This is a genomic window from Nocardiopsis sp. KDC1DS13DA1 (genome assembly GCF_055632325.1).
Window position 1 is genome coordinate 1 of the sequence record NZ_JBVMUY010000050.1, and the last position, 26,483, is coordinate 26,483.

22 protein-coding genes and 1 tRNA gene are annotated in these 26,483 nt (G+C 72.1%); 13 read left to right on the forward strand and 10 right to left on the reverse strand.

What is annotated here, in order from left to right:
• Positions 1 to 145: 145 nt before the first annotated feature.
• Both ACTVAJ_RS27640 and ACTVAJ_RS27645 read left to right on the forward strand, forming a co-directional pair.
• The gene (locus ACTVAJ_RS27640) at positions 146 to 775 is read left to right on the forward strand and encodes a class I SAM-dependent methyltransferase (protein ID WP_470391221.1); all 630 of its coding nucleotides are present in this window, start codon (positions 146 to 148) and stop codon (positions 773 to 775) included.
• A 286-nt stretch (positions 776 to 1,061) separates the two neighbouring features.
• Complete coding sequence (locus ACTVAJ_RS27645; protein ID WP_470391222.1) at positions 1,062 to 4,097, forward strand: transglycosylase domain-containing protein; 3,036 nt, start codon at positions 1,062 to 1,064, stop codon at positions 4,095 to 4,097.
• A gap of 85 nt (positions 4,098 to 4,182) precedes the next feature.
• Here ACTVAJ_RS27645 and ACTVAJ_RS27650 read toward each other — a convergent pair whose 3' ends face one another.
• The 4 genes from ACTVAJ_RS27650 to ACTVAJ_RS27665 form a co-directional block, all read right to left on the reverse strand.
• Positions 4,183 to 5,223, reverse strand: a complete 1,041-nt coding sequence (locus ACTVAJ_RS27650) for a prenyltransferase (RefSeq protein ID WP_470391223.1) — start codon at positions 5,221 to 5,223, stop codon at positions 4,183 to 4,185.
• A complete protein-coding gene (locus ACTVAJ_RS27655) occupies positions 5,223 to 5,933 on the reverse strand; it encodes a class I SAM-dependent methyltransferase (RefSeq protein ID WP_470391257.1) in 711 nt (236 codons plus the stop codon). The genes ACTVAJ_RS27650 and ACTVAJ_RS27655 overlap by 1 nt, the downstream gene beginning before the upstream one ends.
• A 10-nt stretch (positions 5,934 to 5,943) precedes the next feature.
• Positions 5,944 to 7,284 carry a glycosyltransferase family 4 protein gene (locus ACTVAJ_RS27660; RefSeq protein WP_470391224.1) on the reverse strand — a complete coding sequence of 447 codons (1,341 nt, stop codon included), beginning with the start codon at positions 7,282 to 7,284 and terminating at the stop codon, positions 5,944 to 5,946.
• 169 nt (positions 7,285 to 7,453) lie between these two features.
• Entirely contained in the window at positions 7,454 to 8,482 is a 1,029-nt protein-coding gene (locus ACTVAJ_RS27665) for an MBL fold metallo-hydrolase (protein WP_470391225.1), read from the reverse strand.
• A 360-nt stretch (positions 8,483 to 8,842) separates the two neighbouring features.
• On the opposite strand from ACTVAJ_RS27665, the gene ACTVAJ_RS27670 reads away from it, so the two are divergent.
• Positions 8,843 to 9,478 carry a TetR family transcriptional regulator gene (locus ACTVAJ_RS27670; RefSeq protein ID WP_470391258.1) on the forward strand — a complete coding sequence of 212 codons (636 nt, stop codon included), beginning with the start codon at positions 8,843 to 8,845 and terminating at the stop codon, positions 9,476 to 9,478.
• 151 nt (positions 9,479 to 9,629) lie between these two features.
• On the opposite strand, the gene ACTVAJ_RS27675 is transcribed toward ACTVAJ_RS27670, so the two are convergent.
• Positions 9,630 to 11,075 (reverse strand): RNA polymerase sigma factor, encoded by a 1,446-nt coding sequence (locus ACTVAJ_RS27675; RefSeq protein ID WP_470391226.1) that lies wholly within the window; start codon positions 11,073 to 11,075, stop codon positions 9,630 to 9,632.
• 167 nt (positions 11,076 to 11,242) lie between these two features.
• Positions 11,243 to 12,241, reverse strand: coding sequence for a quinolinate synthase NadA (gene nadA, locus ACTVAJ_RS27680; RefSeq protein WP_470391227.1), 999 nt, complete (start codon positions 12,239 to 12,241; stop codon positions 11,243 to 11,245).
• Between the two features lie 168 nt (positions 12,242 to 12,409).
• Between nadA and ACTVAJ_RS27685 the strand changes: the two genes are divergently transcribed.
• The 6 genes from ACTVAJ_RS27685 (at position 12,410) to ACTVAJ_RS27710 (ending at position 17,492) form a co-directional block, all read left to right on the forward strand.
• Positions 12,410 to 13,108: an NUDIX hydrolase gene (locus ACTVAJ_RS27685; RefSeq protein ID WP_470391228.1), complete on the forward strand. Its 699-nt coding sequence runs from the start codon at positions 12,410 to 12,412 to the stop codon at positions 13,106 to 13,108.
• A gap of 62 nt (positions 13,109 to 13,170) precedes the next feature.
• Positions 13,171 to 13,842 carry an HAD family hydrolase gene (locus ACTVAJ_RS27690; protein ID WP_470391229.1) on the forward strand — a complete coding sequence of 224 codons (672 nt, stop codon included), beginning with the start codon at positions 13,171 to 13,173 and terminating at the stop codon, positions 13,840 to 13,842.
• A 158-nt stretch (positions 13,843 to 14,000) separates the two neighbouring features.
• Entirely contained in the window at positions 14,001 to 15,116 is a 1,116-nt protein-coding gene (locus ACTVAJ_RS27695) for an ABC transporter ATP-binding protein (RefSeq protein ID WP_470391230.1), read from the forward strand.
• The gene (locus ACTVAJ_RS27700) at positions 15,113 to 15,874 is read left to right on the forward strand and encodes an ABC transporter permease (protein ID WP_470391231.1); all 762 of its coding nucleotides are present in this window, start codon (positions 15,113 to 15,115) and stop codon (positions 15,872 to 15,874) included. Before ACTVAJ_RS27695 ends, ACTVAJ_RS27700 begins: the two co-directional genes overlap by 4 nt.
• 2 nt (positions 15,875 to 15,876) lie before the next feature.
• Positions 15,877 to 16,557, forward strand: a complete 681-nt coding sequence (locus ACTVAJ_RS27705) for an ABC transporter permease (RefSeq protein ID WP_470391232.1) — start codon at positions 15,877 to 15,879, stop codon at positions 16,555 to 16,557.
• A gap of 32 nt (positions 16,558 to 16,589) precedes the next feature.
• Positions 16,590 to 17,492, forward strand: coding sequence for an ABC transporter substrate-binding protein (locus ACTVAJ_RS27710; protein ID WP_470391233.1), 903 nt, complete (start codon positions 16,590 to 16,592; stop codon positions 17,490 to 17,492).
• A gap of 526 nt (positions 17,493 to 18,018) precedes the next feature.
• Here the strand turns inward: ACTVAJ_RS27710 and ACTVAJ_RS27715 are convergent.
• Together ACTVAJ_RS27715 and sppA are read right to left on the reverse strand one after the other, a co-directional pair.
• Positions 18,019 to 18,477, reverse strand: a complete 459-nt coding sequence (locus ACTVAJ_RS27715) for a flavin reductase family protein (protein ID WP_470391259.1) — start codon at positions 18,475 to 18,477, stop codon at positions 18,019 to 18,021.
• Between the two features lie 20 nt (positions 18,478 to 18,497).
• A complete protein-coding gene (sppA, locus tag ACTVAJ_RS27720; protein ID WP_470391234.1) occupies positions 18,498 to 20,225 on the reverse strand; it encodes a signal peptide peptidase SppA in 1,728 nt (575 codons plus the stop codon).
• Positions 20,226 to 20,382: 157 nt separating this feature from the next.
• On the opposite strand from sppA, the gene ACTVAJ_RS27725 reads away from it, so the two are divergent.
• From ACTVAJ_RS27725 to ACTVAJ_RS27740, 4 genes are all read left to right on the forward strand, one after another.
• Positions 20,383 to 21,081: a hypothetical protein gene (locus ACTVAJ_RS27725; protein WP_470391235.1), complete on the forward strand. Its 699-nt coding sequence runs from the start codon at positions 20,383 to 20,385 to the stop codon at positions 21,079 to 21,081.
• 138 nt (positions 21,082 to 21,219) lie between these two features.
• Positions 21,220 to 22,542, forward strand: coding sequence for a M16 family metallopeptidase (locus tag ACTVAJ_RS27730; protein ID WP_470391236.1), 1,323 nt, complete (start codon positions 21,220 to 21,222; stop codon positions 22,540 to 22,542).
• Between the two features lie 41 nt (positions 22,543 to 22,583).
• Positions 22,584 to 23,930: a M16 family metallopeptidase gene (locus tag ACTVAJ_RS27735; RefSeq protein ID WP_470391237.1), complete on the forward strand. Its 1,347-nt coding sequence runs from the start codon at positions 22,584 to 22,586 to the stop codon at positions 23,928 to 23,930.
• A gap of 354 nt (positions 23,931 to 24,284) precedes the next feature.
• Entirely contained in the window at positions 24,285 to 25,463 is a 1,179-nt protein-coding gene (locus tag ACTVAJ_RS27740; RefSeq protein WP_470391238.1) for a serine/threonine-protein kinase, read from the forward strand.
• A gap of 180 nt (positions 25,464 to 25,643) precedes the next feature.
• Here ACTVAJ_RS27740 and ACTVAJ_RS27745 read toward each other — a convergent pair.
• Both ACTVAJ_RS27745 and ACTVAJ_RS27750 read right to left on the reverse strand, forming a co-directional pair.
• A tRNA-Leu gene (locus ACTVAJ_RS27745) sits at positions 25,644 to 25,717 on the reverse strand.
• Positions 25,718 to 25,799: 82 nt separating this feature from the next.
• Positions 25,800 to 26,282, reverse strand: coding sequence for a peroxiredoxin (locus ACTVAJ_RS27750; protein ID WP_470391239.1), 483 nt, complete (start codon positions 26,280 to 26,282; stop codon positions 25,800 to 25,802).
• Between the last annotated feature and the right edge of the window lie 201 nt (positions 26,283 to 26,483).

Genomic DNA, 26,483 nt, shown 5'->3' on the forward strand with positions numbered 1-26,483 from the left:
GCTGCCACGGTTTTTCTTGGAGGGGGTCGTCCTTGTGGGGACGGCCCCCTCTTTTGTGTGCGCGGGTTCGTGCGATTGTGAATTCTATGTTCGAAACCCCCTGGTCGGGGGAGGAGGCCTCCGTGCGGGCTGGGAGAATCGAACCATGACGACGATTCCCGCCGAACTCCTGGCGGCCGCCGAGGCGGCCAAGGGCTTCATGCCCACCGATGAGGGCACCGCCCTCTACGAGACCGCGCTCGCCCACGCCCATCTCGGTCCGATCGTGGAGATCGGAACCTACTGCGGAAAGTCCACGATCTTCCTCGGTGCCGCGGCGCGCCGGACGGGTGGGAGGATCCACACCGTGGACCACCACCGGGGATCCGAGGAGCACCAGGTGGGGTGGGAGTACCACGACGCCACCCTCGTGGACGAGGTCACCGGGAAGTTCGACACCCTTGCGCACTTCCGGCGCACGATCACCCTGGCCGGCCTCGACGACGAGGTCATCGCCCTCGTCGGTCGCTCGGCCGACGTCGCCGCTGTGTGGGGTGCCGCCCTCGGGATGCTCTTCATCGACGGCGGCCACAGCGAGGAGGCGGCCCAGACCGACTACGCGTCCTGGAGCCCGCACGTCGCCCCGGGCGGTGCGCTCGTGATCCACGACGTCTTCCCGGACCCCGCGGACGGTGGCCGCCCTCCGTACAACATCTACTGCCGCGCCCTCGAATCGGGCCAGTTCAAGGAGGTCCGGGTGGTCGGCTCCCTGCGTGTCCTCGAACGTGTGCTGTGACCGCCCTCCTTCCCCAAGGGAGGGGAGCCCTGGCCCAGGCCGCCCGAACGCCCCGCGGACGTGCGGATCCCGCGGCCTCGACGAGGTGATGACACGCCGGTCGAACGTTAAGCCTTCGGTAAGAACTTCCGGCTGGCTCGGCTGACCGACGATCACGCTGTTACGCCCCGGTATCGTGTGGGAGAGGGTTGAGCGAGCGTGGCGGTATTCCCCGAGTCACCGCTTCAGTCCTGATTCTTACCGAACCGATCCGGGGCACAGGCGCGTCAAACATCTGGACGGCACCGTGCCGGACGTGATTTGCCATGGGGGCGGGGAACTGAGCGAGAGCACACACGGCGACGGCGGGGCGGACGGGCAGCGTCCTGAGACTGAGAAGCCGGACACCAACACCTCTTCCGAAGAGCTGCCCACTGATCCGACGTCCGAGGGTGGCCTACCCGTTACCGACGAGGAGCAATCCTCCGAGGAGGTAACCCCGACGGATCCGGGCGTTTTCAAGACCAGCGGCTCCTTCCTCCGCGAGCGGGTGGCCCAGCATCTGGAGGAACGGGGTTTCGGCTCCGGCGATGAGTCCGAGGACACCGACGACCCGGACGCCTCCGAGAGCGCGGCCGGGTCGTCCGCCGACACCGGCGGAAACGGGGGGTCGACACCCGACGAGGGCGACGGCGAGCCCGCCGCCGTGGAAACGGAGGCCGCGGTCTCTCCCGCCGATGCCGCGCCCTCCGACGACCACGCGCCCTCCTCCGAGGAGCCCGACGACACCGCGTCGTCGGCCGACGACGTTCCCGCCGCGGCCGGGCAGGCCCCCGGCGGGGCCTCTCCGGAGAGCGGGGAGGACACGGCGGAGAGCGGCCCCGCGACGCGCCCCCTCCCACCGGCGGACGAACCGACGGTCGAGGACGAGTCGATGTGGCCGACCCCCCGGCGGCTCTCCGACGTCATGTCCCAGGACGGCGACCGGACCGAGACGACTGAGACCACCGGGGCGGTCGGCGCCGCCGGTGCCCAGGCCGAGCACGGGGACCGGTCCGGGGTTCCCGTGCCGGTGCCCGTCACCGCCCCGGGACAGAACACCGGCGGGGGACGGGAGCAGGAGCAGACCACCGGGGCCTCGGCCGCGGCCGCCTCCGGTGCGGTGGCCACCGAGGCCGAGGCCAGAGCCGGTGCCGGGGGCACGAAGGGGAAGAAGGCCAGGAAGAAGGCTCCGCTGTGGTGGCGGATCCTCCGGGTCTGCCTCGTGCTGATCGGGGTCGGCATCATCGCCGGGTGCGGTGTGTTCGCCTACTTCTACACCACGGTCGAGGTCCCCGACGCGGCCCAGGCCGACGCCGTCGACGAGGGGTCCACCTTCTACTTCGCCGACGGTGAGACCGTGTTCGCCGAGCGCGGCGTCGCCCGCGAGATCGTCTCCTACGACGAGATGACCGCCGGTGGCGACCACGTGGTCGAGGCCGTCATCTCGGCGGAGGACCGGGGCTTTTGGACCGAGCCGGGCGTCTCCGTGCGCGGTACCACGCGCGCGGTCTGGTCGACCGTCACCGGCCAGCAGGTCCAGGGCGGATCCACCGTCACCCAGCAGATGGTCCGCAACTACTTCGAGGGCGTCTCCAACGACAGAACCGTCGCGCGCAAGATCCAAGAGATCATCATCGCCATCAAGATCGACCAGAGCGAGTCGAAGGAGTGGGTGATGCAGCAGTACCTCAACACCATCTACTTCGGTCGCCAGGCGTACGGGATCCAGGCCGCGGCGGAGGCCTACTACCACAAGGACGTCGACGAGATCACGCCGGAGGAGGCCGCCTTCCTGGCCGCCGCCATCCAGCAGCCGACGCCCTTCGGCCAGGCCGACGTCGAGACCACGCCCGAGATGGAGCAACGCTGGCAGTACGTCGTCAACGGCATGGTCACCACCGGGGCCATCACCCAGGACGAGGCCGACGCGATGGAGTTCCCGGCCCCCGAGCCGGCGCGCCAGACCACCGACCTCAGCGGCTACCGGGGCTACATGTTCCAGGAGACGATGAGCGAGCTCGAGCGGCTCGGCTACACCGAGGACATGGTCAACCGGCAGGGCTACCGGATCGTCACCACGTTCGACCAGGACATGATGGAGGCCGCCTACACGGCCGTCGACGAGAGGGTGACGCAGGAGGAGCTCCCCGAGGGCATCAACATCGGCCTGAGCACGGTGGACCCGGCGACCGGCGAGGTCCTGGCCTTCTTCGGCGGACACGACTACAACGCCAACCAGTACGACAGCTCGTTCCTGGGCACGGCGCAGGCCGGGTCGGCGTTCAAGCCGTACGTGCTGGCCACCGCGCTGGAGCAGGGGCACAGCTTCGACTCCACCGTGGACGGGCGCGGGCCGCAGACCATCAACGGGTCCCGCATCCAGAACGCGGGCAACTCCTCCGGCGGCATCATGACGATCCGCCAGGCGACCGAGGTCTCCAACAACCTGGGGTACATCAACCTCGCCCAGGAGGTGGGCTTCGAGGAGATCCGCGACACCGCCTACGCCGCGGGCCTGCCGGAGGGCAGCATCCTCGACGACCAGCTCGTCCCGGTCATGGCGCTGGGCCCGAACAGCGTCCGGCCGGTCGACCAGGCCAGCGGGTACGCGACCTTCGCCAACGGCGGGACGCACGTCGAGGCGCACGTGGTCCGGGAGATCGTCAACCGCGAGGGCGAGAACGAACGCCCGGAGGTGCAGAGCAACCAGGCCGTCTCCGAGTCCACCGCGGCGGACCTCACGTACGTCCTGGAGGGCGTGGCCAACAACGGAACCGGCCGCAACGCGAACCTGTGGGACCCGGACCACCCCGTCGCGGGTAAGACGGGGACCGTCAGGGACGAGGTCAACGGCGGTACCGCCGCGGCCTGGTTCGTGGGGTACACACCGCAGCTGTCGACGGCCGTCGGGGTGTACAACGACGCCAACCGCGGTTTCACCGTTCCCGGGGAGAACATCTCCAGCACGGGTCTGCCGTCGCAGATCTGGAACAGTTACATGACGGCGGTGATGGAGAACTACGAGCCCGCGTCCTTCCCGGACCCGGCCTTCGGCGGGGACGACGAGTACTGGGCGCCCGAGGTGACGCCCGAGGCCCCGCAGGCCCCGGTCGACGACGCGCCCACCACCCCGGAGGTCCCCCAGGTTCCGGAGGTGCCGGAGGTTCCGGAGGTGCCGACCATCCCGGACCCGCCGGACCCGGGCAACCCGGGGGAGCCCACCAACCCCGAACCGGGTGATCCCGGGGGCACGACGGAACCGGAGGAACCGGAGAACCCGTTCTTCCCGGGGGGCGACTGAGACGCCCGATGACGGAGGAGGGCCCCGCACCGCGAACGCGCGGTGCGGGGCCCTCCTCATGTCAGGGGCGGTCGGCCCGGCGTTCCTACGCCTCGTCCCAGGTGTGCAGGAAGACCCGTGAACCGTCGGTCGCGCCGGTCAGGGCGTCCACGGCCAGGATCACGGCGGCCGACGTCCACGTGCTGCGCTCCACCGGCCAGCGCACGTCCTCCGCGAACTGGTAACCGGTCCAGTAGGCGCCGTCCCGTGCGTCCCGCAGGTGCTGCACGTCCGCCAGTACGCGTGTCCCGGCCTCCCGCTCTCCCATGGCCGCCAGGGCCAGGACCAGTTCGGAGGACTCGGCCGCGGTCACCCACGGCTGGTCGCTCACGCACCGCACACCCAGGCCGGGGACGACGAACCGGTCCCACCGCTCCTGGAGCCGTTCCTTGGCGGCCACCCCGCGCACGGCACCGCTGAGGATCGGGTAGAACCAGTCCATCGAGAACCGCTCCCGGTTCGCGAACAGGTCCTCGCGGTCGTTGATCAGCGCCTCCAGCCGGTCGGCGGCCGCCTCCCAGTCCGGGCGCCCGCGTCCTAGCAGGGCACCCAGGGCGGCGCCGCAGCGCAGGGCGTGGTGGACGCTCGAACACACCGTCAGCAGCGCGTGGTCTCCCGGGGAGCCGTCCTCGGAGCGCGCCCACAGGATCTCCCCGTGCTCGCCGCGCAGACCGAGTACGAACTCCAGTCCGCTCTCCAGCGCCGGCCAGGTCCGTTCGGCGAACGCCACGTCCCCGGTGACCAGGAGGTGGTGGAGGAGCCCGACCGCCGGATAGGCGGCGTGGTTGGCCTCGCGCAGGTCGGTGACGGGCACCCCCTGCCGGAACTTGGCGGCCCACCCGCCGTCCGGGTGCCGGCTCCGCACCAGCCACAGGTAGGCGCGACGGGCCGCCTCGGCGTGCTCGGGGACGGCCCGTCCGGTCACGGTCAGGGCCATGGCGCACTCGACGTGGTCCCACACGTCGGTGTGGCCGCCGGGAAACCAGGGGATCGCCCCGGTCGGCTCCTGCGCGCGCGCCAGATAGTCGGCCGAGCGCAGGAGCTGGTCGGAGGTGACGATCCCGGGCAGGGCGAGCTCGGCGCGCATCACGGCTTGCGCACGTACACGACGACGCTCTTGCCGATGACCGGGTTGAGCAGGCGCTCGGCGACGCGGGTCACCTTCGGGGCCTGGAGCATGTCCCACACCAGGAGGTCGTGGTAGGCCCTGGCCATCGGGTGGTCGTCATTGGAGGTGCCCACGGCGCACTTGATCCACCAGTACGGCGCGTGCAGCGCGTGCGCGTGGTGGTGCGGGCCGATCTCGAAACCGGTGGCCTTGAGCTTGGCCTCCAGTTCGGCGCGCGTGTAGATGCGGATGTGGCCGCCCTCGTTGGTGTGGTACTCCTCCGACAGGGCCCAGCACAGCCGCTCGGGAAGGAAGCTCGGCACGGTGACGGCGGCGATTCCGCCCGGCCGCAGGACCCGGAACAGCTCCTTCATGGCCGCGGTGTCGTGCGGGATGTGCTCGAAGATCTCGGCGGCCACGACCCGGTCGAAACTGGCGTCGTCGAAGGGCATGTCGAGGGCGTCGCCCTTGACCGTCTCCGCGGTGGCCTCCTCGGGCGCCTCGCCCTCGGCGCGCATGGCGGCGAACATCGTCTCGACCTCGGCCAGGTCGCTGACGTTCTGGTCGAAGGCGACGACGTCGGCACCGCGGCGGTAGATCTCGAAGGCGTGGCGGCCGCCGCCGCAGCCCAGGTCGAGCACGCGCTTGCCCGGGCCGACGGGGAACAGGTTGAAGTCGACGGTGATCAGTGGAGGCTCCCTACAGGTGTGATGCGCGGTCAGGGGTGGTGTGCGCGGGCCCCCGGCCAGAGCCCCTGACGGCGTCGATGGTGGAGGCGTAGCGCTGGGCCGTCAGTTCGGCGACGGCCCGCCACGTGAACCGCTCCTGGACGCGTCGCCAGGCGGCGGCGCCCATGCGGGCCCGTTCCCGGTCGTCGTCCAGGAGGGCGGCGAGCTCACTCGCCAGGACCTCGGGGTCGCCCGGGGGGACGAGCCGTCCGGCGTCGCCGTCGGTGCCCACGACCTCGGGCAGGGCTCCGGCGCGGCTGGCGACCAGGGGGGTGGCGCAGGCCATGGCTTCGACGGCGGGCAGGGAGAAGCCCTCGTAGAAGGAGGGGACGACGGCCACCTGGGCGCTGGCGACGAGTTCGGCGAGGGCGGTGTCGTCGATGCCGCTGACGAACTCGACGCGGTCGCGCAGGCTCAGTTCGTCGACGAGGCGGTCGGTGGGGCCGCCGGGTTTGGGCTTGCTGACGATGGTCAGCCGCACGTCGCGCTCGGTGGCCAGCTTGGCGGCGGCGCGCAGCAGGGTGGCCACGCCCTTGAGGGGGCTGTCGGCGCTGGCGGTGCACACGATGCGTCCGGGCACGCGTTCGGTGTCGGGGCGGGGGTGGAAGTAACGGGTGTCGACGCCGAGGGGGGTGACCTCCATGGCGGCGGGGTCGACGCCGAACTCGCGGGCGATGTCGTCGGCGGAGGAACGGGAGGGGACGAGGATCGGGTCGAGTCTGCGGGCGACCCTGGCCTGCATGGCGACGAACCCGTACCAGCGGCGTTTGGACAGTTTCTGGAGTCCGCGGGCCTCGTCGAGTTCGATGCGGCGGTCGACGCTGATGGGGTGGTGGATGGTGGTGACCAGGGGGAGCCCGGCGGACTTGATGCCGAGCAGGCCCCAGCCGAGGGTCTGGTTGTCGTGGACGACGTCGAAGTCGGCCAGGCGCCGGCGCAGTTCGCGGTTGGCGCGCAGGGAGAAGGTGAGGGGTTCGGGGAAGCCGGCGGTCCACATGGTGGCGACCTCCAGGACGTCGATCCAGTCGCGCCACTCGCGCAGGGGCGGGGCGGTGAACGGGTTGACGTCGTTGTAGAGGTCGAGGGAGGGGACCCGTTCCAGGGTGACGCCCTCGTCCAGCACGGGGTAGGGCTGGCCGGAGAACACGGTGACCTCGTGTCCGAGCGCGGCCAGCTCCCGCGACAGGTGGCGCACGTAGACCCCCTGGCCGCCGCAGTGCTCCTTGCTGCGGTAGGACAGCAGTGCGACGCGGAGGGGGCGGTCGCCGGACGGGTGCGGGTTCGGTCCCGTGCTGGTGCCCGACTGGGTCAAGGGTCCACCTCTTCGTTGGGTCGCGGGCCCGGTCGCCGTCGCGCCGTCGGACAGCCTTCGACGGCGGGGCGTCCCGGTGGTGGGCGCGCGTGTTCACCGGTGAACAGGCGCCCCATATGTTACTCGGGAGTTTTGTACGGGTCGGCGCCGGGCTGGTTGGTAACGGATCCTATGCGTGGCTCGTCTGGCCGGTGACGGCGACCCAACGGGGACGGTCGTCGGCCCCGGTCCGGGCGGCGCGTCCCCGCTCCTCCAGGGTGCGCAGGTGGGCGGCGGTCTCGGAGGCGGCCATGTGGCGGGCCAGGAGGCGCATGTCCTGCCAGGGGCGCTTCCAGCGCAGCCTCGAGGTGAGTTCCCACAGGGTGGCCGGCCCCTCCTCCAGGAGTGCGGCCATCGCGTCGAGGCGCTCCTCGTGGTGGGCGGCGATCGTCGCGGTGCGGTCGGGCAGGCCGGTGAACCGCCCCTCGTGTGAGGGAAGGCACAGGAGCCGGTCGGCTCCGGGGAGGGCGCCGACGGCCCGCTGCGAGGCCAGGAAGGCGCCGAGCGGGTCCCCGTCGGGTGCGTGCAGGGGGAACTGGCCCACGTGCGGGGTGATGCCGGGCAGGACGTGGTCGCCGGTGAAGAGCACGTCGGCGTCGCCCAGCCGCAGGCACAGGTGTCCGGGGGTGTGCCCGGGGGTCCACACGGCGCGCAGGTCGCGTCCGGGCAGGTCGACGGGGTCGCCGTCGGCCAGGGTGCGGTCGGGGGTGGCGGAGGGGGCGATCACGTGGGGGTCGGCGAGGAAGGCGTCGACGTCCTCGTCGGGGAACCCGGCGGCGCGGAACTGCTCGGCCACGGAGTCGGCGCGTTCGCCCGGGCTGGCGGTGCGCAGCTGTTCGGTGACGGCGATGTCGGCGGGGTGCATCGCGATCCAGGCGTCGGAGGAGTCGCGCAGGCGGGCGGTGAGCCCGGCGTGGTCGGGGTGGAAGTGGGTGAGGACGGCGCCGCGGATCTCCTCGACCGTGTGTCCGGTCTGTTTGATGCCCCGGACGAGCCCGTCCCAGGAGTCGTCGTGGTTCCAGCCGGTGTCCACGAGTACGGGCCCCCGGTCGCCCTCGACCAGGTAGACGAGGGTGGCGCCCAGGGGGCTGTGGGGGATGGGCACCGGCAGGCTCCACACGCCGTTGCCGAGGTCCTCGACCGGGGGGACGTCGTTCATGCGGGGGCGACCTCTCCACTAGAAACCGAATCTGATTCGATTCTAGGCCGGGCGTCCTCGGCGGGTGCGTGCGGGGAGAGGTGGAGCGAGGGCGGCGGAACGTGTTCGGTTCATCACTCCGGCGACAAATAGAACATATTCTACAAATGTGTTCGGGTGATCCGAAAACCCTGGCCATCTCCTCGTATTGCTACTGCCACGTCGGGCAATGAGGCGAGGATCATGGGTTCGAAGCACTCCCCGAACGGGAAATCGTTAGATAACGTGTTCTCGGTCGGGGCCCCGGGGCGGGTGCCGGCCCCACCAACGGCGGCGCGGCGAGCGGACGGCGCGCGACTGATGACGAACGGGAGAGACCCTGTGGCGGTGCAGGCGCCGACTGGAACCATGTCGCGAAGTCAGACCCAGCGCCGCAAGCGCATCGTGCAGACCGCCGCGGCCCTGGCCGTGCGCGGCGGCGTCGACGCCATGCAGATGCGCTCGGTCGCCGAGCGTGCCGGGGTCGCCCTCGGCACCCTCTACCGTTACTTCCCCTCCAAGATGGACCTCGTCGTGGCGGTGGTCACCGAGGAGCTCGACCTGCTGGAGGGCGGAATCGTCCGTCGTCCGCCCAGCGCCGACACCCCCGCGGGCCGTGCCGTGGACGTCCTGCTGCGCGCCACCCGGGGCCTGATGCGCGAGCCGGAGCTGGCCGACGCGCTCGTCCGGTCACTCATCATGGCCGAGGTCAAGGTCGAGCTCGACACGCGCATCTCCGACCTGGTGTGGCGTGTGGCCACGGGCAACCTGGAGGGGACCGCTCCCGCCGGGGAGGCGGCCGGGGACACCGACGGCGGGGCCCCGGTCGACCGCGACGAGGCCGGGTACGTACTGGCCGAATCGCTGACCAGTGTGTGGATCTTCGAGCTGGTGGAGATCCTCAAGGGCCGCCGTGACGTGGACGAGGCCGAGCGGCGCCTGCGCACGGCCGCCGACCACCTGCTCGCCTCGTACTGACGACCGTTCGCCCCGAGGGTCCGCGCGCGGTGCGCCCGGGTGCCGCCGGGGACGGGCGGTCCCCGGCGCTCCGGACGCCCGACCGGAGCGAGGACCGCGCCGCGGGCGTCTGCCGAGACGGTGCCAGGTGCGCGCCCGGACGAACGCGGCCTCAGCCGTCGCCGAAGAGGAAGCCCAGCAGACCGTCGAACAGTCCGCCTCCGGGCTCCTCGTCCCCGGGGGCGGAGGTGTCCTCGTCCTCCGGGCTCTGCGAGGGGGCCTCGTCCTGGGCGTCCTGCCCCTCCTCCGGTGACGGGGAGCCCGGTGTCCCGGAGGGCGAGGGTGCGGGCGTTGCGCCGGGCGGCTCGTGCTGGTCGGCCCCCGGGTCGGGCTCCTGTGTCGTGTGTCCGGACGGGGCCGCGTCATCTCCCTGCTGGTGCCCGCTGCGGGGCTCGTGCACCTGTCCGGGCGCGCCCGTACCGGTTTCCGCGGCCGGCCTGCCGTCCGAGGTGGTGGACACCGCCTCCACGTCCTGTGCCAGGGGGCTGCGCTCCGCCTCGGCGTTGTCGGTGCCGATGATCGTGGAGGGGGCGCCGAGCGCACTGGCCCACCACCACAGGGCGACCGCGAGGACCACGGTGACCACCCCGGAGACGGCGGGTAGCGGCCAGCGGCGCGGTGACGCGCCGTCGTCGTCGCGTTCCGGGGCGGTCGACGGACCGGGCAGCGGGGTGGTCGTCTCGGCGCGCACCGGATGGTCGCGGGTGGTCACCCGGTCCCCGGGCAGGGCGCGCGGCAGTTGGTCCGCGGCGGGTTCGACGGGTTCCGGGACGGGGTCCTCGGCGGCCCCGCCCACACGGGCGCGGTGCACGGGGTACCCGTCGCTGGTGAGCGGGTGCATGGCCGCTCCGATCCGCTCGCGCCGCTGCGCGCGGTCGGGGTCCACGCAGGTGCGCACGACCAGGTCGCGCAGCCCCGGGGGCGGCCCCGGCGGGCGCAGCAGCGCCAGGGCCAGGGACACCTCCTGGACGCGGGCGCGCCACGCGGCGGCCGGGGACTCGGCCGCCGCCCCGCCCTTTGCGTCGTCCCCGTCGAGGTCGGCCAGTCCGTCGGCGGCGCGGCGGATCGCGGATCGGGACAGTTCGCCGCACAACTGGGTGTCCAGGCCGAGGACGCGGGCGATGGCCGAGACCGGCAGCGCGTGGCGCAGGTTGAGCTCGACGAGTTCCCGGTGGCTGGCGGGCAGCCGGGCGAACATCCGGGCCACCGGTGCCTCGGCGGGTGCGGTGGCCAGCCTGGTGTAGGGGCAGGTCAGGGCGAATCCGCGGCGCTGGCAGGACGATCGGACCAGGGCGTAGAGCCAGGGGCCCCGGTCCGCGGGGTCGGCGAGTTCGTCGGTCAGCACCACCCCGGCGACCAGGCCGTCGTGGACGGCCTCGGTGACGCGGTCGGCGGCCTCCCGGGGGCCTGTGTCGTCCACCGGTTCGGTGGCGCGACCGGGATCGGCCCCGCCGCCCAGCAGGGACCAGGCGTACCGGTACAGGGCCGGTGCGAAGGCGTCGTAGAGCCGCTCGACAGCCTCCGGGGTTGGTTCGTCGCTTTCGGTGCCTCTGGTCACGATTCTCCCCCCGCTCCATCCGAGACGGTAGCGGGGGCGGGCGCGCGGCGCGGGCGTTTCGGTGACCTTCGCCATGAAGGTGAGGGTTCTGTTACCGCGGGCGGGGCGTGACCGGCCCGACACGGGCGCGGACCGGTCACACAGCGGTCAGGTCCCGCGGCCGTCCGCTACTCGCCGCCGCGGGAGGGGGAGCCGATGGCGATCATCCGCTCGACGGAGCGGCGGGCGCGCTCGGAGGTGTCGGCGTCGACGGTGATCTCGGTCGTGCCGTGGCGCAGTGAGTTCAACAGCTTGTCGGCGTCGATCATCTTCATGTAGTGGCACTCGGCGCGGCTGTTGACCGGCTCGAACTCGGTGGTCGCGTTGGCGTTGCGCAGCTGGTGCAGCATGCCGGTCTCGGTCGCGATGAGCACCTTCTTGGCGGAGGTGTTCTCCGCGGCGGTGAGCATGCCGCCGGTGGAGAGCACCTTGACGCGGTCCTCGGGGACGGCGCCGCTGCCCACGAGGTACAGCGCGGAGGTGGCGCAGCCGCACTCGGGGTGGACGTAGACCTCCGCGTCGGGTTCGGCGGCGACCCGCTCGCGCAGGGTGTGGCCGTCGATCCCGGCGTGTACGTGGCACTCGCCCATCCACACGTGGATGTTGTCCCGGCCGGTGACGCGCTTGACGTGGGCGCCGAGGAACTGGTCGGGAAGGAAGAGGATCTCCCGGTCCTCGGGGATGGACCGGATGACGTCGGCCGCGTTGGAGGAGGTGCAGCAGATGTCGGTCTCGGCCTTGACCGCCGCGGTGGTGTTGACGTAGGCGACGACGACCGCTCCGGGGTGCTCGGCCTTCCAGGCGCGCACGTCCTCGGCCGTGATGGTGTCGGCCAGTGAACACCCGGCGTTGGGGTCGGGCAGCAGGATCGTCTTCTCGGGGGCGAGGATCTTCGCGGTCTCGGCCATGAAGTGCACGCCGCAGAAGACAATGGTGCTGGCGTCGACACTCGCGGCCAGACGGGAGAGCGCCAGGGAGTCGCCGGTGTGGTGGGCGACGTCCTGGATTTCCGGGCGCTGGTAGTTGTGCGCGAGGATGACGGCGTCGCGCTCGTCCGCCAGGCGGCGGACCTCGGCGGCCCATTCCTGCCTGGTCATGGTGTCCGCCGTGGCGGTGACCGGTGCCATGTCCTACTACTTCCTTGAGGCTGTGGGCACGTCGTACGGGCTCCGTGCCGGTGGTGGTCGGTGCTGGTGGACGGTTTTTGTCTCTCAGGCACAAACCTGGTTTAGCTTAACATGGCGTGGAACGGAAGGGACAGGGTGGGCATTCCTAAAGGAAACGGGCAGGCCGTGATGCGTGGTGCTGACGGGGTCGAACCCCTCTCCGCGCACGAGGCCCTGGCCGTCGTCCTGCAGATCCGCGGGGGAGAGCTGTGCGTCCTGCTGTGGCGGCGGGCACTGCCCCCGTGCGAGGGAGAGTGGTCCCTTCCCGGCGGCAGGCTCGGCCCGGACGAGAGTCTGGGGGCCTCCATCCGGCGCCAGCTCGCGCAGAAGGTCGACGTGCGCGACCTGGCCCACCTCGAACAACTGGAGACCAGGAGCGATCCCGGGCGCCATCCCCGCCGACGCACCCTCGCCACCGCCTACCTCGGCCTGGTCCCCGCCCACATCGACCCCGTCGTCCCGGAGGACACCGACTGGCACCCGGCCGCCGACCTGCCGCCGATGGCCTTCGACCACGCCGCGATCGTCCACTCCGGCCGACTGCGCCTGCGAGCCAAACTGGGCTACACCAACGTGGGCTTCGCCCTGGCCCCGCCGGAGTTCACCATGTCGGAACTGTCGGGCTACTACCGGGCGGCCCTCGGTTACGACGTGGCCGCCACGAACCTGCGCCGCGTCCTGCTGCGGCGCGGCCAGATCGAGGAGACCGGTCGCTCCGTCCCCTCCGGCCGCTCGGGCGGCCGGCCCGCCGCGCTCTTCCGGTTCCGCGCCCGCCGGCTGGAGATCACCGACGCCTTCGCGGTCCTGCGCCCGCCGGAACGCGGTTAGCGAGACGGAGGACCAGAACAGGCACGGCCCCCGGCCCGGCGCGCCTTGTACACTCCCTGTTCGTGGCAATTCGTACTGTGGTGTTCGACGTCGGCGAGACGCTGGTCGACGAGACACGGATCTTCGCGCGCTGGGCCGACCGCCTCGGGGTTCCGCACATGGCGTTCTTCGGCACCATCGGCGGTGTCATCGCCTCGGGCGGCACCCTCACCGACGCGTTCGGTCTGGTCGTGCCCGGCTTCGACCTGGCGACCGAGAGCGCGCGCTGGCGTGCCGAGGACCCCCGTGGCGAGCGCGAGCACTTCGGTGAGCGCGACCTGTACCCCGACGTGCGCCCCGCGTTCGACACCATGCGCCGGGCCGGTCTGTCCCTCGTCATCGCCGGGAACCAGCCCCCCGAGGCCGGACCCGCGCTGGCCGCCATGGACCTGGGCGTCGACGGCATCGGCATCTCCGACGACTGGGGTGTGAGCAAGCCCGACCCCGTCTTCTTCGACCGCGTCCTTAAGCTCGCCGACGCGGCCCGGCCCGGGATCGGCGCGGACGAGATCCTGTACGTGGGCGACCGGGTCGACAACGACGTCCTGCCCGCGCGCGCGGCCGGGATGCGCGCCGCCCTGCTGCGGCGCGGTCTGTACGGTTACCGGCACGCCGCCACCCCCGAGGCGCGACGGGCCGACACCGTCGCCGACGACCTCCACCAACTCGCCGCCTGGGCCGCCGAGCGGACCTGAGCGCGCATTCCGAAGGCGCGGCGTCGGACATCTCACGTCGCACAGGTGTCCGAAGCGGTCCGGCGTGTCGCCCGTTTGATCTACCTTCGCCTGGGTAGCGTGCGATTCCGCGTACGCCTCCGACCACCACCCGCCCCCGAATGGAGGCAGCCCGGCCGATGATCACGTTCGAGGGCGCCAGCAAGCACTACCCCGACGGCACGGTGGCCGTCGCCGACCTGGACCTGACCGTCCGCACCGGGGCGACCACGGTCTTCGTCGGTCCCTCCGGCAGCGGCAAGACCACGTCGCTGCGGATGATCAACCGGATGGTCGAGCCCACCGGCGGGACCATCCGGATCGACGGTGAGGACATCCGGCGCCAGGACCCCGCCGTGCTGCGCAGGTCCATCGGCTACGTCATCCAGCAGGCGGGCCTCTTCCCGCACCGCACCGTCCTGGACAACATCGCCACCGTGCCCCTGCTCCTGGGCTGGCGCCGGGCGCGGGCGCGGGCGCGCGCCGCCGAGCTGATGGAACTCGTCGGGCTCGAACCGGCCCAGGCCCGCCGCTACCCGCACCAGCTCTCCGGCGGTCAGCAGCAGCGCGTGGGCGTCGCCCGCGCCCTGGCGGCCGACCCGCCCATCCTGCTCATGGACGAGCCGTTCAGCGCCGTCGACCCCGTCGTCCGGACCACCCTCCAGGACGAACTCCTGCGGCTCCAGCAGGAGCTGCACAAGACCATCGTGTTCGTCACGCACGACATCGACGAGGCCGTCCGGCTGGGCGACCGCATCGCCGTCTTCCGGCCCGGCGGCCGCCTCGCGCAGTACGACGCCCCCGAACGCCTGCTCGCCGAGCCCGTCGACGCGTTCGTCGAGTCCTTCATCGGCTACGACCGGGGTGTGCGCCGCCTGTCCTTCTTCCCCGCGCGCGACCTGTCCCCGCGCGAGGACACCGTGTTCGACGACCAGACCCGGGCCGAGGACGCGCGCGACATCGCCGAGGGCAACGGCAGCCCGTGGGTGCTGGTGGTCAGCGCCGACCGCGCCCCCCTGGGCTGGGTCGGCACCGACCAGCTCGCCCGGGTGCCCGCCGGGATCCCGCTCGGCGAGCTCGACCTGTCCCCCTACGGCCACACCTTCAACGTCGGCACCGACTCGCTGCGGGCCGCCCTGGACGCCGCGGTGCTCTCCCCGGCGGGCCGGGCGGTCGGCGTGGACGACGACGGGCGCGTGGTCGGCGTGGTCTCCCAGGACGACCTCGGCACGGCGATCTGGTCGGTGACCGAGTGAGCGCGGCCGAGGCGGCGAACGCGGGGGTCGCGGCCTGGGACTGGGTCACGGACGTCGCCCGTTGGGGCGCCGACAACTGGAGCCGGCCGGGTGAACCCGACCGCGGTATCCGGCCGCGGCTGGTCCAGCACCTGCGGCTGTCGTACGTGTCGATCGGTGTCGGGCTGGTCCTGGCCCTGCCCCTGGGGCTGGCGTGCGCGCGGTGGAAACGGCTCTACCCGCCGGTGCTGACCGGGGTGAACGTGCTGTACGCGGTGCCCTCGATCGCCCTGTTCTTCCTCATGCTGCCCTACACCGGGTTCAGCGAGTGGACGGCGGTCATCCCGCTGGCGCTGTACACGCTGGTCATCCTGTTGCCCAACGTCGTGGACGGGTTGCGCCAGGTGCCCGACCACGTGCGTCAGGCGGCGGTGGCGATGGGGTTCGGGCCGTTGCGCCGACTGGTGGCCGTGGAGCTGCCGGTGGCGGTCCCGGTGATCATCGCCGGACTGCGCGTGGCCTCGGTGGCCACCATCAGCATGGTCAGTGTCGCCTCCCTCGTCGGGTTGGGCGGATTGGGCCAGCTGATCCTCACCGACGGGTTCCGGCGCCAGTTCGACGCGCCCATCGTCGTCGGCATCCTGCTCACGGTCGCGCTGGCGCTGGTGACCGACGCCGTGCTCGTGCTGGCCCAGCGCCGGCTCACACCGTGGGCCCGCCGTGACCGGACCCGGACCCGGCGCGTCCGGACGGCCGCCGCGCCGGCGGGGGAGAGGTAACCGTGGACATCCTCATCGATCTGGGCCGGTGGTTCGCCGACCCCGCGCAGTGGTCCGGAGACTCCGGGATCCCGGCCCGGCTGACCGAGCACGTGTACTACTCGGTGCTCGCGCTGGTGCTGTCGAGCGCCGTCGCGGTGCCGCTGGGCCTGTTCACCGGGCACACCGGCGTGGGCGGGTTCGCTACGACCAGCCTCGCCAACTTCGCCCGCGCCCTGCCGACCATCGGGGTGCTCTTCCTCGTCGTGCTGTTCGCGGGGATCGGCCTGGTCCCGGTGGTGTGCGCCCTGGTCGCGCTGGCCGTACCGCCGATCCTCGTCAACACCCACGAGGGCGTACGCGGGGTCGAGCCGAGCCTGAGGGACGCCGCCCGCGGGATGGGCATGCGCGGCCGGGAGGTGCTCCTGCGGCTCGAACTCCCGGTGGCCACGCCGCTCGTGCTCATCGGTATGCGCACCGCCGCGGTGCAGGTCGTGGCGACCGCGACCATCGCCGCGTACGTCGGTGTGGGCGGCCTGGGCCGGTACATCGTGGACGGACAGGCCCGCCAGGACCTGACGATGATGCTGGGTGGTTCCGTGCTCGTGGTGGCGCTGGCCGTGGTCACCACGCTCCTGTTCGCCGGGTTGCGGAGACTGCTCGTCGCACCCGGACTGCGCGCCGAGACGGCGTCGGCGCGCTGAGGCGCGCACACCGTGAGAGAGAAGGTTGGGACATGCGGAACAGAATCGCCCTCGTCGGGCTCCCGCTGGCGCTGCTGCTGAGCGCGTGCGGTGCGAGCGACCCCTACGAGGAGGGCGGCTCCGACGGGGAGGGTGACGGCGGCGCCGTCGTGGTCGGGTCGGCCGACTTCCCCGAGAGCCAGCTACTGGCCGAGATCTACGGCCGGGCGATGGAGGCGGCCGGCGTCGACGTCGACTACCAGCTGGGCATCGGCAGCCGGGAGGTGTACTACTCGCAGATCGAGTCCGGCAACCTGGCGGTCTTCCCCGAGTACAACGGCGCCATCCTGGCCTACCTCGACGAGGACGCCCCCAGCGGCACCAGCGAGGAGACCAACGCGCTGCTGGCGGAGGCGCTGCCCGAGGGGCTGGAGATCCTGGACTCCTCGACGGCGGAGAACAAGGACTCGGTGACCGTCACCCAGGAGACCGCCGACGAGTACGACCTGGCGACCCTGGCCGACCTCGCCGAGGTCTCCGGGGAGCTGACGCTGGGCGGGCCGCCGGAGTTCGAGACGAGGCAGCAGGGCGTGGTCGGACTGGAGGAGGTCTACGGGATCGAGTTCGGTTCCTTCCGGTCGGTCGACGTGGCCCTGCTGACCCAGGCGCTCCTCGACGGTGACGTGCAGGCCGCCAACCTGTTCACCACCGACCCCCAGATCGCCGCGAACGGTTTCGTGGTGCTGGAGGACCCGGAGAACCTGTTCGGCGCGCAGAACGTCACCCCGCTGGTCAACTCCGAGCAGGTGGGTCCGGAGGCGCGTGAGGCGCTCGACGCGGTGTCCGCCGCGCTGACCACCGGATCCCTCACCCAACTCAACGAGCGCGTGATCGTCGACAACGAGAACGCGGCGGACGTGGCCGAGGAGTGGCTGGCCCAGGAGGGTCTGGCCTAGTTTTCTTTGCGCCTCCGCCTCGCTTTGGCCCGTGTCCGGGCGCCCAAGAGGCAGGGATTCTTCATCCTCGGCCACGCCTGACGCCCGTTCGGCCTGCCCCGTCGCGCGCAACCCCGTCGGCGCCCGAACGGTGACTCCCCGGGGTGGGCCTGGCCGGAGCTGTCGGCTACGAGGGAGGGCCGCACACGATGATCCGTGTGCGGCCCTCCTGCGTTCCGGGGGGTGGTGGCCACCTGTCCTGTCCGTGGACGGGGCCGGTGGTGGCGTGGACGCCGGTCGTCTCCGGGTCGACGCGCTCCCGCTCGCCGTCCTGTGCGCCGCCTCCGCGGTCACGCGAACGGGCGTGTCCGGCGCGACCTCCCCGGCCCCGGGCTCCGGAGCGACACTCAGTGCGGCGGACCCCGACGCGTCGTTCCGGGTTTTCGCGTGTGGGCCTCCGTGCCGTCCGTCGACCATCCGAGAGACGGGATGCGCGAAGGCGCGCAAGGCTCGGGATCCATCGCGTCCACGCACGCCGCCGAGGTGGTCAGGCCAACGAGTGGTAGCGGCCCGACCACCGGGCCAGCGCCGGACCCGTGCCCCCGACCTCGGGCAGCCCGGTGACGTCGGCGAAGAACACCACGTGGTCGCCGACCGCCACCCGCTGGCGGACGGAGCACTCCAGCGCGGCCAGAGCGTCGTCCAGAACCAGCGCGCGCGTGCGCTCGCCCCGGTGGTGCGGCTGCCCGGAGACGAGCAGCCGCGCGCTCGGACGCCCCTCGGCCGCGAAGCGGCCCGCCAGGGCACGCTGGCCCGCCCCCAGCACGTTCACCACGAACGCTCCGACCTCCCCGATCACCTCGGCCATGTACCCGTCCGCGTTCACACTCACCGACACGATCGGCGGATCCGCGGACACCGACCCGAAGGCGCTGACCGTCGCGCCGACGTCGTCGCGGCCGTCGGCGACGGTCACCACGGTCACACCGGTCGGCAGCAGCGCCATCACGTCGAGGAACGGCCCGGTCAACGAATCTCCCAACCGTCGGCCATCGACAGCGGACCGCCCACGGGCAGCCCCATCGCCAGGGCGGCGTTCTCCAGCGCCCCCCACGGGCTCAGCGTGGACTGCGGCTGGGCGGAGGCCAGGTCCTCGCTGGACTCGTGCGGACGGAACCGGTCGAGCGGGTGTGTGCGGGGGAAGGTCCGCAGCGGCAGCGGCCCCGCACCGGCCCTCTCCCGGGCCAGGCGCACCGCGGTCGCCAGTCCGCCCAGTTCGTCGACCAGGCCGCGCTCGCGGGCGTCCCGACCGGTCCACACGCGGCCCCGGGCCACCTCGTGGACCTGCTCGCGTGTCATGCCGCGCGCCTGGGCGACCTTGCCGACGAAGTCGTCGTAGATCTCGTCCAGCAGCGCGTTCACACGTTCCCACTCGGACTCGGTGAACGGGCGGTCGGTGTCGAACATGCCCGCGTGCTCGGCGCTGCTCACGGAGTCCGTGGTGACGCCGAACCGCTCCATCAGCGCCCCGAACACCGGCTTGCCGGTGATCACGCCGATCGAGCCGGTGATCGTGCCCGGCTGGGCGACCACCGCGTCCGCGCCCAGGGTCACGTAGTAGCCGCCCGAACCGGCGACGTCGCCCATGGCGGCCACGACGGGGATCCCGGCCCTGCTGGTCAGTTCGCTCTCGCGGCGGATCGCGTCGGAGGCGGTCGGGGATCCGCCGCGGCTGTCCACCCGGAAGACGACGGCCTTGACCCGCGGGTCGCGCCGCGCGGCCCGGAAGGCGGCCGCCACGGTGTCCGAGCCCATGACCGTTCCTCCGCCCAGCGGGGAGCGGCGGGACCTGCCCAGGGTGATCGTCCCGTTCGCGGAGATCAGCGCGATGTACCCGGGGCCCTCGCCCACGGTGGGCCGCGGCACGGGCGTGTGCTTGCGGTGGTAGCGGGCGACGTAGAGCAGTTCGGGCTCGTTCTTGCCGGGGTGCTCCTCGCGGACCCGGCCCAGGAGGTCCTCGTACACCTCGTCGCGGTAGGCCAGCGCGTCGACCAGACCGGCCTCGAGCGCCTCGCCGGGCATGAACGGGCCGCCCGAGACGAGCTCGCGGACCCTGTCCTCGGTCAGCCCGCGCGCCTCGGCGACGGCCTCGGTGATCTGGTCGCTCAGGGAGGTGACGATCCGGTCGGTGGCCTCGCGGTGGGCGTCGGTGAACCCGGTCTCGGTGACCCCGTTCAGGGCGTTCTTGTACTCGTGGCGCCTGCCGACCTCGTATCGGACGTCGAGCTTGTCGATGGCCCCCTTGACGAAGGTGCTGCGCATGATCAGGCCGGTGAGCCCCAGGATCCCGGTGGGGGACATCACCACCCGGGAGAACGCGCACGCCAGGTAGTAGGGGAGGTTGCCCGAGCCCAGTTCGCCGAAGGAGTCGGCCCAGGCGACCGCGGGCTTGCCCGAGGCCCGGAAGTCGGCGACCGAGTCCCGCAGCTCCTGCGTTCTGGCGAAGCCGAGCGGGCGGCCGTCGATGCGCACGATCAGGGCCGCGACCTTGGGGTCGCGCGCACCCCGGCGGATGCCCTCGACGACGTCGAGGAAGTGCTGCCGACGGCGGTTCATGAGCTGGCCGATCGGGTCGCCGGGGGCCTCGTCGGCGACCCCCTCGGTCAGGTCCAACTCCAGCACCAGCGGCCCGTGCGGGCCGGGGCGGAGACGGGAGAGGGACAAGGGCTCCGTGATCTTCGCGAGGTCCACCATGAACCCAGACTAGTGGCCGGTGCGCGGACTTTCCCCGTGCCGCCGCGCGGACCGCGGCCCCGTGCCCACGGGGCCCGGGGGTGTACACGGGCGGTCGCGGGGGCGTTAGGGTTCTGGATGTTCTGAACACGGGACGCACGGCTGAGAGGGACGACGCATGGCGGGCACGAAGGACGGGGCCGTCCACGGGCGACGGTGGCGGACACCCGCCGCGCGCACCGGTGCGGGAGTGGCGGCGGCCGCGGCGGCGCTGCTGGTGCTCGGCGCCTGTTCCGGCGGTGGCGGCGGTGGTGACGGCGAACCCGAGATGCGCTTGGGCGACAGCGGTCTCTTCGAGGGCCCCGAGCCTCCCGGCCCCGAGGGCTTCACCCCGGTGGAGGTCGCGGGCATCGCCGTCAACGCCCCCGAGGGCTGGGACGTCCAGAACGAGGGCGGCTCGCTGTGCATGACCCCGCCCGGGCAGGCCGCGTGCGCCTACGGGTCGGTGCGGCTCCTCCCCCGGGCTGCGGAGAACCAGCCCCAGGGGTGGCCGCTGGAGGGCGAGGCCTTCAGCGACGACGAGGGCTGGGCCGCCAACACCGACAACTGCCGCAGTCTCAACACGGCGGCCTCGGGCAGCATCGGGGTGGAGGACTCCGCGCTCAGCGTCTCCGATTTCTTCGACCACGCCGACGGCCTGACCTCCCACCACTCGGTGTGGGACGTGACCTGCGTCAACGGCGACACCTTCCAGGTGCGCATGTGGTTCCTGCCGATCAGCGACGTCCTGCTCTACGTCTGGTCGGCCGACGCCCAGCACGAGGCGGTCTACGAGGAGATCGCCGCGTCGATGGACACCTCCGGCTACCAGAACTGAGCCGAACCGTTCCGAACCCCCCGCCGTCGCGGACCGATCCGCCGTAGGGTGTCCAGCGGCTCGCCGGAGGCCGTAGGGTCGTAGTCGTCAAGTGACGACGGACAGTTCGGCTACGGCGCGAATCGGGGTGCAGCACTGGTGACCACCAATGGAGCGGCGGGACGTGTGGGGCAGTACACGCTCGACAACGGATTGCGCCTGGTGACCGCACCGGCGTCCACCGGGCGGGTCGCCGCCGTGAACCTCTGGTACGGGGTCGGCTCCCGCCACGAGGTTCCCGGGCGCACCGGGTTCGCGCACCTGTTCGAGCACCTGATGTTCCAGGGCAGCGGCAACGTCGTCAAGGGTGAGCACTTCGAGGTGGTCGAGCGGCTGGGCGGGGACATCAACGCCTCCACCTCCACCGACCGGACGAACTACTACGAGACGGTCCCCGAACACGCGCTCGACCTCATCCTGTGGCTGGAGGCCGACCGCCTGTCGACCCTGCGCGACGGGATGACCCAGGAGGTCCTGGACAACCAGCGCGACGTCGTCAAGAACGAGCGGCGCCAGCGTTACGACAACCAGCCCTACGGCACGGCCCTGGAGCGCATCCTGCGCCTGGCCTACCCCGAGGGGCACCCGTACCACCACCCGACCATCGGCTCCATGGCGGACCTGGACGCGGCCGACCTCGACTACGTCAAGTCCTTCCACAAGGTGCACTACGGCCCGGACAACTGCGTCCTGACCGTCGTCAGCGACCTCGACCCCGAGGACGTCCTGGCCCGGGTGGAACGGTACTTCGGCCCCATCCCGGCCCGGGACGCCGTGCCCGGGGCCCCCGACGCCTCCCTGCCCGCGCCGCTGGGCGGCCCCGTCCGCGACGCGGTCACCGAGACCGTGCCCGCCGCCGGGGTGTTCGCGGGCTTCCGCGTCGCCTCCTACGGCACGCGCGACTTCGACGTCATGCACCTGGCCTCGGCCGTGCTCGGGCAGGGCCAGGGCAGCCGTCTGTACCGCGCCCTGGTCGTCGACCGCCCCATCGCCGCCGACGACGGGGGAGCGGCCGCCGACATCCTGTCGTTCCGCTACACCGACAGCCTGCTGCTGGTGAACATGCTCGCCCGCGAGGGCGTCAGCGGCGACGAGCTGGAGACCGCGATGCGCGAGGAGATCGCCAAGCTCGCCACCGGCATCACCGAGGAGGAGCTGGAGCGCGCCCGCGCGGTCCTGGAGCGCGACCACCTCCAGTCGATCTCCAGCCCGGCCGGGCTGGCCGACGCCATCGGCAGCGCCACCCAGCTGCTCGGCGACCCCGAGCAGGTCTTCACCTGGCCCGAGCGCTGGGCCGACATCACCGCGGAGGAGGTGCGGTCGGCGGTGGAGCGCCTGCTCGTCGACGACAACCTGCTCGTGGTCCGCTTCGACCCCGAGACGGTCGGCGCGCAACCGGAGCCCGAGCCCGCCGCCTCCTAGTCCGGTCCCGTTACCGCAAGCCGCAGAAAGAGCCGCAGAGTATGACCCAGAGTCGCCCGGACCTCGGTTCCCCAGCGTCCTACTCGTTTCCCAAGCCCCAGCGGATCACCGTCGGGGGCGGCACGGTCGTCGCCGTCGACGTGCCCGGCCAGCAGTTGGCCTCCCTCCGCCTCGTGCACCCGTACGGAGGCGCCGCCGAACCACTCGACGCCATGGGCGTCAGCGCCCTCACCAGCGAGGTCCTGGAGGACGGCCCCGACGGCAACAGCTCCCTGGCCCCGGCCCTGGAGCGCCACGGCGCCGAGTGGGTCTCCCGGGTCACCTGGGACGCCTTCATCACCGGCCTGGACGTGCCGGCGAACCGTCTGGGTGAGGCGGTCCGCCTGTTCTCCGACGCGGTGCGCCGCCCCGCCCTGACCCAGGACGACGTCGCCCGCCGCCGCGACCAGCTCCTGGAGCGGTTCTGGCTGGAGTGCGCGTCGGCGTCCACACTGGCCATGCGCAGCCTGGGCGGGCAGCTGTTCACCGGACGCTACGCCACACCGCTGGCGGGCGGTCCCGTCCGTCTCGCCGACGTCACGCACGAGACGGTGGCGCGCTTCCACAACGACTTCGTCGCCTCCGTCGCCGGAACGCTCGTGGTCGTCGGTGACCTGAGCGGCGTGGACCTGGAGGCCCTGGGCAAGAGCGTGTTCGGGGACGTGTCCTCCGTGCCGGAACCGGAGCTGGTCGCGCCGGCCCCGCCGCCCGGGGAGCTGCCCCGCCTGCTCATCGTGGACCGCCCCGGATCGGTGCAGTCGGCCCTGGTCATCGCGCACCGGTCCCCGTCCCGGTCCCAGGTGGACCTGCCCCGCGCCGAGGGTGTCGGCGAGGTGCTCGGCGGGATGTTCACCTCCCGCCTCAACATGGAGCTGCGCGAGCGCCTGGGCTACACCTACGGCGCCGGCGCGCGCTTCGACCTGCGCCGCGACACCGGGGTCTTCTTCGCGTCCACGCAGGTGGAGGCGGACACCACCGCGCACTCGGTCACCTCGTCCCTGGAGCAGTTCGCCAAGCTGCGCGAGTCCGGTGTCACCGAGGAGGAGCTGTCCGCGGTCCGCGAGTCCAACGTCGTGGGTCTGCCGGTGAGCTACTCGACCGCGCGTGCCATCGCGGGCGCGCTCGTGGACATCGTCGTGCACGACCTGCCCGACGACCACGTCGACCGCAACCGTGCCGGGTACGAGCGGCTCACCCGGGCCGACCTCGACTCCGCGGCCGTGGAGTACCTGCGCCCGGAGGAGGCGGTCGTGGTCGTGGTCGGCGACGCCGAGCGCCTGCGCCAGCCCCTCACCGACATCGGTGTGGGGCCGGTCGAGGTGCGTACCCCCGAGTCGCTCTGGTCCTGAGGGCCGTGTTCGGGCGCGGTGCCCGCCGAGTCGCGGGCGCCGCGCCCCTCCTGGCCCCACGCTCCGGGCAAGGAACGGTCAAGGAGAGGTAGGTCACCGCATGTGTGGACGCCTACCGGACATAACGAAAACGAACCTATGTATCAGTGTTCCGGCAACGACCAGCGTCAACCCCGGGCACGACTGATATAACGAGTGATCCGTGCACCTACGTGGTGACAGCGACCGCAATGCTCCGCAGGAGGCCGCCATGACCGGTGAATGGACCCGTGGATAACCTTGTCCTCCCTAGACAACCCCCACACCCAGCGGCCCGAGGCGTCGCCCGAGGCGGCCCGCCCGGAGGATGCCAGCATGGCCGCAGCCGAGCCTGAGGGTCGGCTGCTCAAGGGGCGCTACCAACTGACCTCGGAGATCGCCCGGGGCGGCGTGGGTACCGTGTGGCGTGCCACCGACCTCGTCATCGACCGCGAGGTCGCGGTCAAGGAGCTGCGGCTGCCCGCCGACCTGAGCCGCTCCGAGCGCGAGTCGCTGTTGCAGCGGACCACCCGCGAGGCCCGCGTCGCCGGACGTCTCACCCACCCCAGCCTGGTCACCGTCCTGGACGTCGTGGACGAGGACGACCGTCCGTGGATCGTCATGGAGTTGGTCGAGGCCTCCACACTGGAGGCGATCATCCAGATGGGCGGCCCGCTGCCCTACCAGCGGGTGGCCGAAATCGGCCTCCAGCTCATCGACGCCCTGAAGGTGGCGCACGCCGAGGGCATCGTCCACCGCGACGTCAAGCCCGACAACGTGATGATCAGCGAGTCGGGGCGCGTGGTGCTGACCGACTTCGGTCTGGCCGCGTGGAACGGTGAGTCCGCGCTCAGCGCGTCCGGGCGCATCATCGGTTCGCCCGCCTACATCCCGCCGGAGCGGGCCAAGGCGGGGCCGGTGGGGCCGGAGTCCGACCTGTGGTCCCTGGGCGCCACCCTGTACGCGGCGGCGGAGGGGCACCCGCCCTACGACCGCAAGGGCTACATCAAGATCCTGCGCGGCGAGCAGTTGGACGAGCCCGCGGAGGCGGCCAACGCCGGACCGCTGGCCCCGGTGCTGGCCGGGCTGCTGCGGGTCGAGCCCAGCGAGCGGCTCACGGCGGAGAACGCCACCAAGATGCTGCGGATCGCGGCGCTGGCTCCGTGGGCGCCCGGGACCAGCCCCGAGCGCGCCTCCGACGGCCCCGCCACACCCGCGGAGCCGCGCCCCGGCGACGGGGAGGACCCGGAGTCCCACGGGTCGGCGCGTGAGCAGGCCCGTGAGCACTTCCGGGCGGGGGCGCACGTGCTGGCCGAGTCCATCAACGAGCGGCTGCGCCACAGCCCCGAGGCGATGAACTCGATCATGACCTCGATCCGCGACTCCACGGACACGCTCGGGCTGACCAGCTCCGGCAAGCACGCCGAGCGGAGCCGTCTGCCGGTGGTGATCGCCGTCGTCCTGGGGATCGCCGTGCTGTTGGCCGTCGTGCTGTGGGCGCTGCTGGGCCGGTAGCGCAGCAGAGGCTCCAGGGGCCCTCGTTCGGGCGTCGGTGGTGCACGACGAGGCGAGCCGTGTGGCGAGGTACGGGCGTCAGGCGTGGCCGGGGAGGAAGAACCCGTGCCTGCGGGCCTTCGGGACGCACACGGCCCCGGCGACGGGTCCTGCCCGTCCGCGGGGCCGCTGCGGGGCGAGTGGGGCCGGCGGGATTCGAACCCGCACTGTACAGCACCTAAAGCTGCCGTCTCCTGCCGTTGGACTACGGCCCCGTCGGGACAACTGTACCGGTGCCCGGAGGGGCGCTGGCTGCCGGGAGCCCGACCCGTGGCCGGGCACCTCCGGGCCGGGACGTCAGACGCCGAGCTCGCGCCTGATCCGGTCGACGTGGCCGGTGGCCTTCACGTTGTAGAAGGCCCTGGCGACCCTGCCGTCGGCGCCGACGACGATCGTGGAACGGATCACCCCCTGCACGAGGCGGCCGTAGTTCTTCTTCTCCCCGTAGGCGCCGTAGGCGCGCAGGGTGTCCTTGTCCGGGTCGCCGAGCAGGGGGAAGGTGAGCCCCTCCTTGTCCCGGAACTTCGCGAGCTTGTCCGTGGTATCCGGGGAGATACCCAGCACCGTGAAACCGGCGGAGTCGAAGTCCCGGAGGTTGTCCCGGAAGTCGCAGGACTCCGTGGTGCAGCCGGGCGTCATGGCGGCGGGGTAGAAGTACAGCACGGCGCTCTTGCCGGTGGAGGCCAGGACCTCGCTGAGCGTGACGGGCTTGCCGTCGGCGTCGGTGAGGGTGAAGTCGGGGGCCTGGTCGCCGGGCTCCAGACGGATCGGGTCGCTCACGTGGTGTTCCAATCTGTGGCTGGCGGGGTGGTGCGCCCCGCTGTCGTTCGCCCTCACACTACGGCCCCGGGGCGCGGGCCGCCGCTTCGGAGGCCGTGGTCGCCGGGGAGAGCGTCGTTCGGTTGCGATTGCGGTTCGGTTCCTCCGCGACGGCGGTGATCGGCGGTTTCATCGCCTATCGTTGACCGAACTCAGGAATTT

Excerpts from the sequence above, each read along its gene's own strand:
- ACTVAJ_RS27640 (WP_470391221.1), top strand. The coding sequence starts at position 146 with ATGACGACGATTCCCGCCGAACTCCTGGCGGCCGCCGAGGCGGCCAAG.
- ACTVAJ_RS27650 (WP_470391223.1), bottom strand. The coding sequence starts at position 5,223 with ATGCGCGCCGAGCTCGCCCTGCCCGGGATCGTCACCTCCGACCAGCTC.
- ACTVAJ_RS27665 (WP_470391225.1), bottom strand. The coding sequence starts at position 8,482 with ATGAACGACGTCCCCCCGGTCGAGGACCTCGGCAACGGCGTGTGGAGC.
- nadA (WP_470391227.1), bottom strand. The coding sequence starts at position 12,241 with ATGGCACCGGTCACCGCCACGGCGGACACCATGACCAGGCAGGAATGG.
- ACTVAJ_RS27685 (WP_470391228.1), top strand. The coding sequence starts at position 12,410 with ATGCGTGGTGCTGACGGGGTCGAACCCCTCTCCGCGCACGAGGCCCTG.
- ACTVAJ_RS27695 (WP_470391230.1), top strand. The coding sequence starts at position 14,001 with ATGATCACGTTCGAGGGCGCCAGCAAGCACTACCCCGACGGCACGGTG.
- ACTVAJ_RS27710 (WP_470391233.1), top strand. The coding sequence starts at position 16,590 with ATGCGGAACAGAATCGCCCTCGTCGGGCTCCCGCTGGCGCTGCTGCTG.
- ACTVAJ_RS27715 (WP_470391259.1), bottom strand. The coding sequence starts at position 18,477 with ATGGCGCTGCTGCCGACCGGTGTGACCGTGGTGACCGTCGCCGACGGC.
- sppA (WP_470391234.1), bottom strand. The coding sequence starts at position 20,225 with ATGGTGGACCTCGCGAAGATCACGGAGCCCTTGTCCCTCTCCCGTCTC.
- ACTVAJ_RS27725 (WP_470391235.1), top strand. The coding sequence starts at position 20,383 with ATGGCGGGCACGAAGGACGGGGCCGTCCACGGGCGACGGTGGCGGACA.
- ACTVAJ_RS27735 (WP_470391237.1), top strand. The coding sequence starts at position 22,584 with ATGACCCAGAGTCGCCCGGACCTCGGTTCCCCAGCGTCCTACTCGTTT.
- ACTVAJ_RS27740 (WP_470391238.1), top strand. The coding sequence starts at position 24,285 with ATGGCCGCAGCCGAGCCTGAGGGTCGGCTGCTCAAGGGGCGCTACCAA.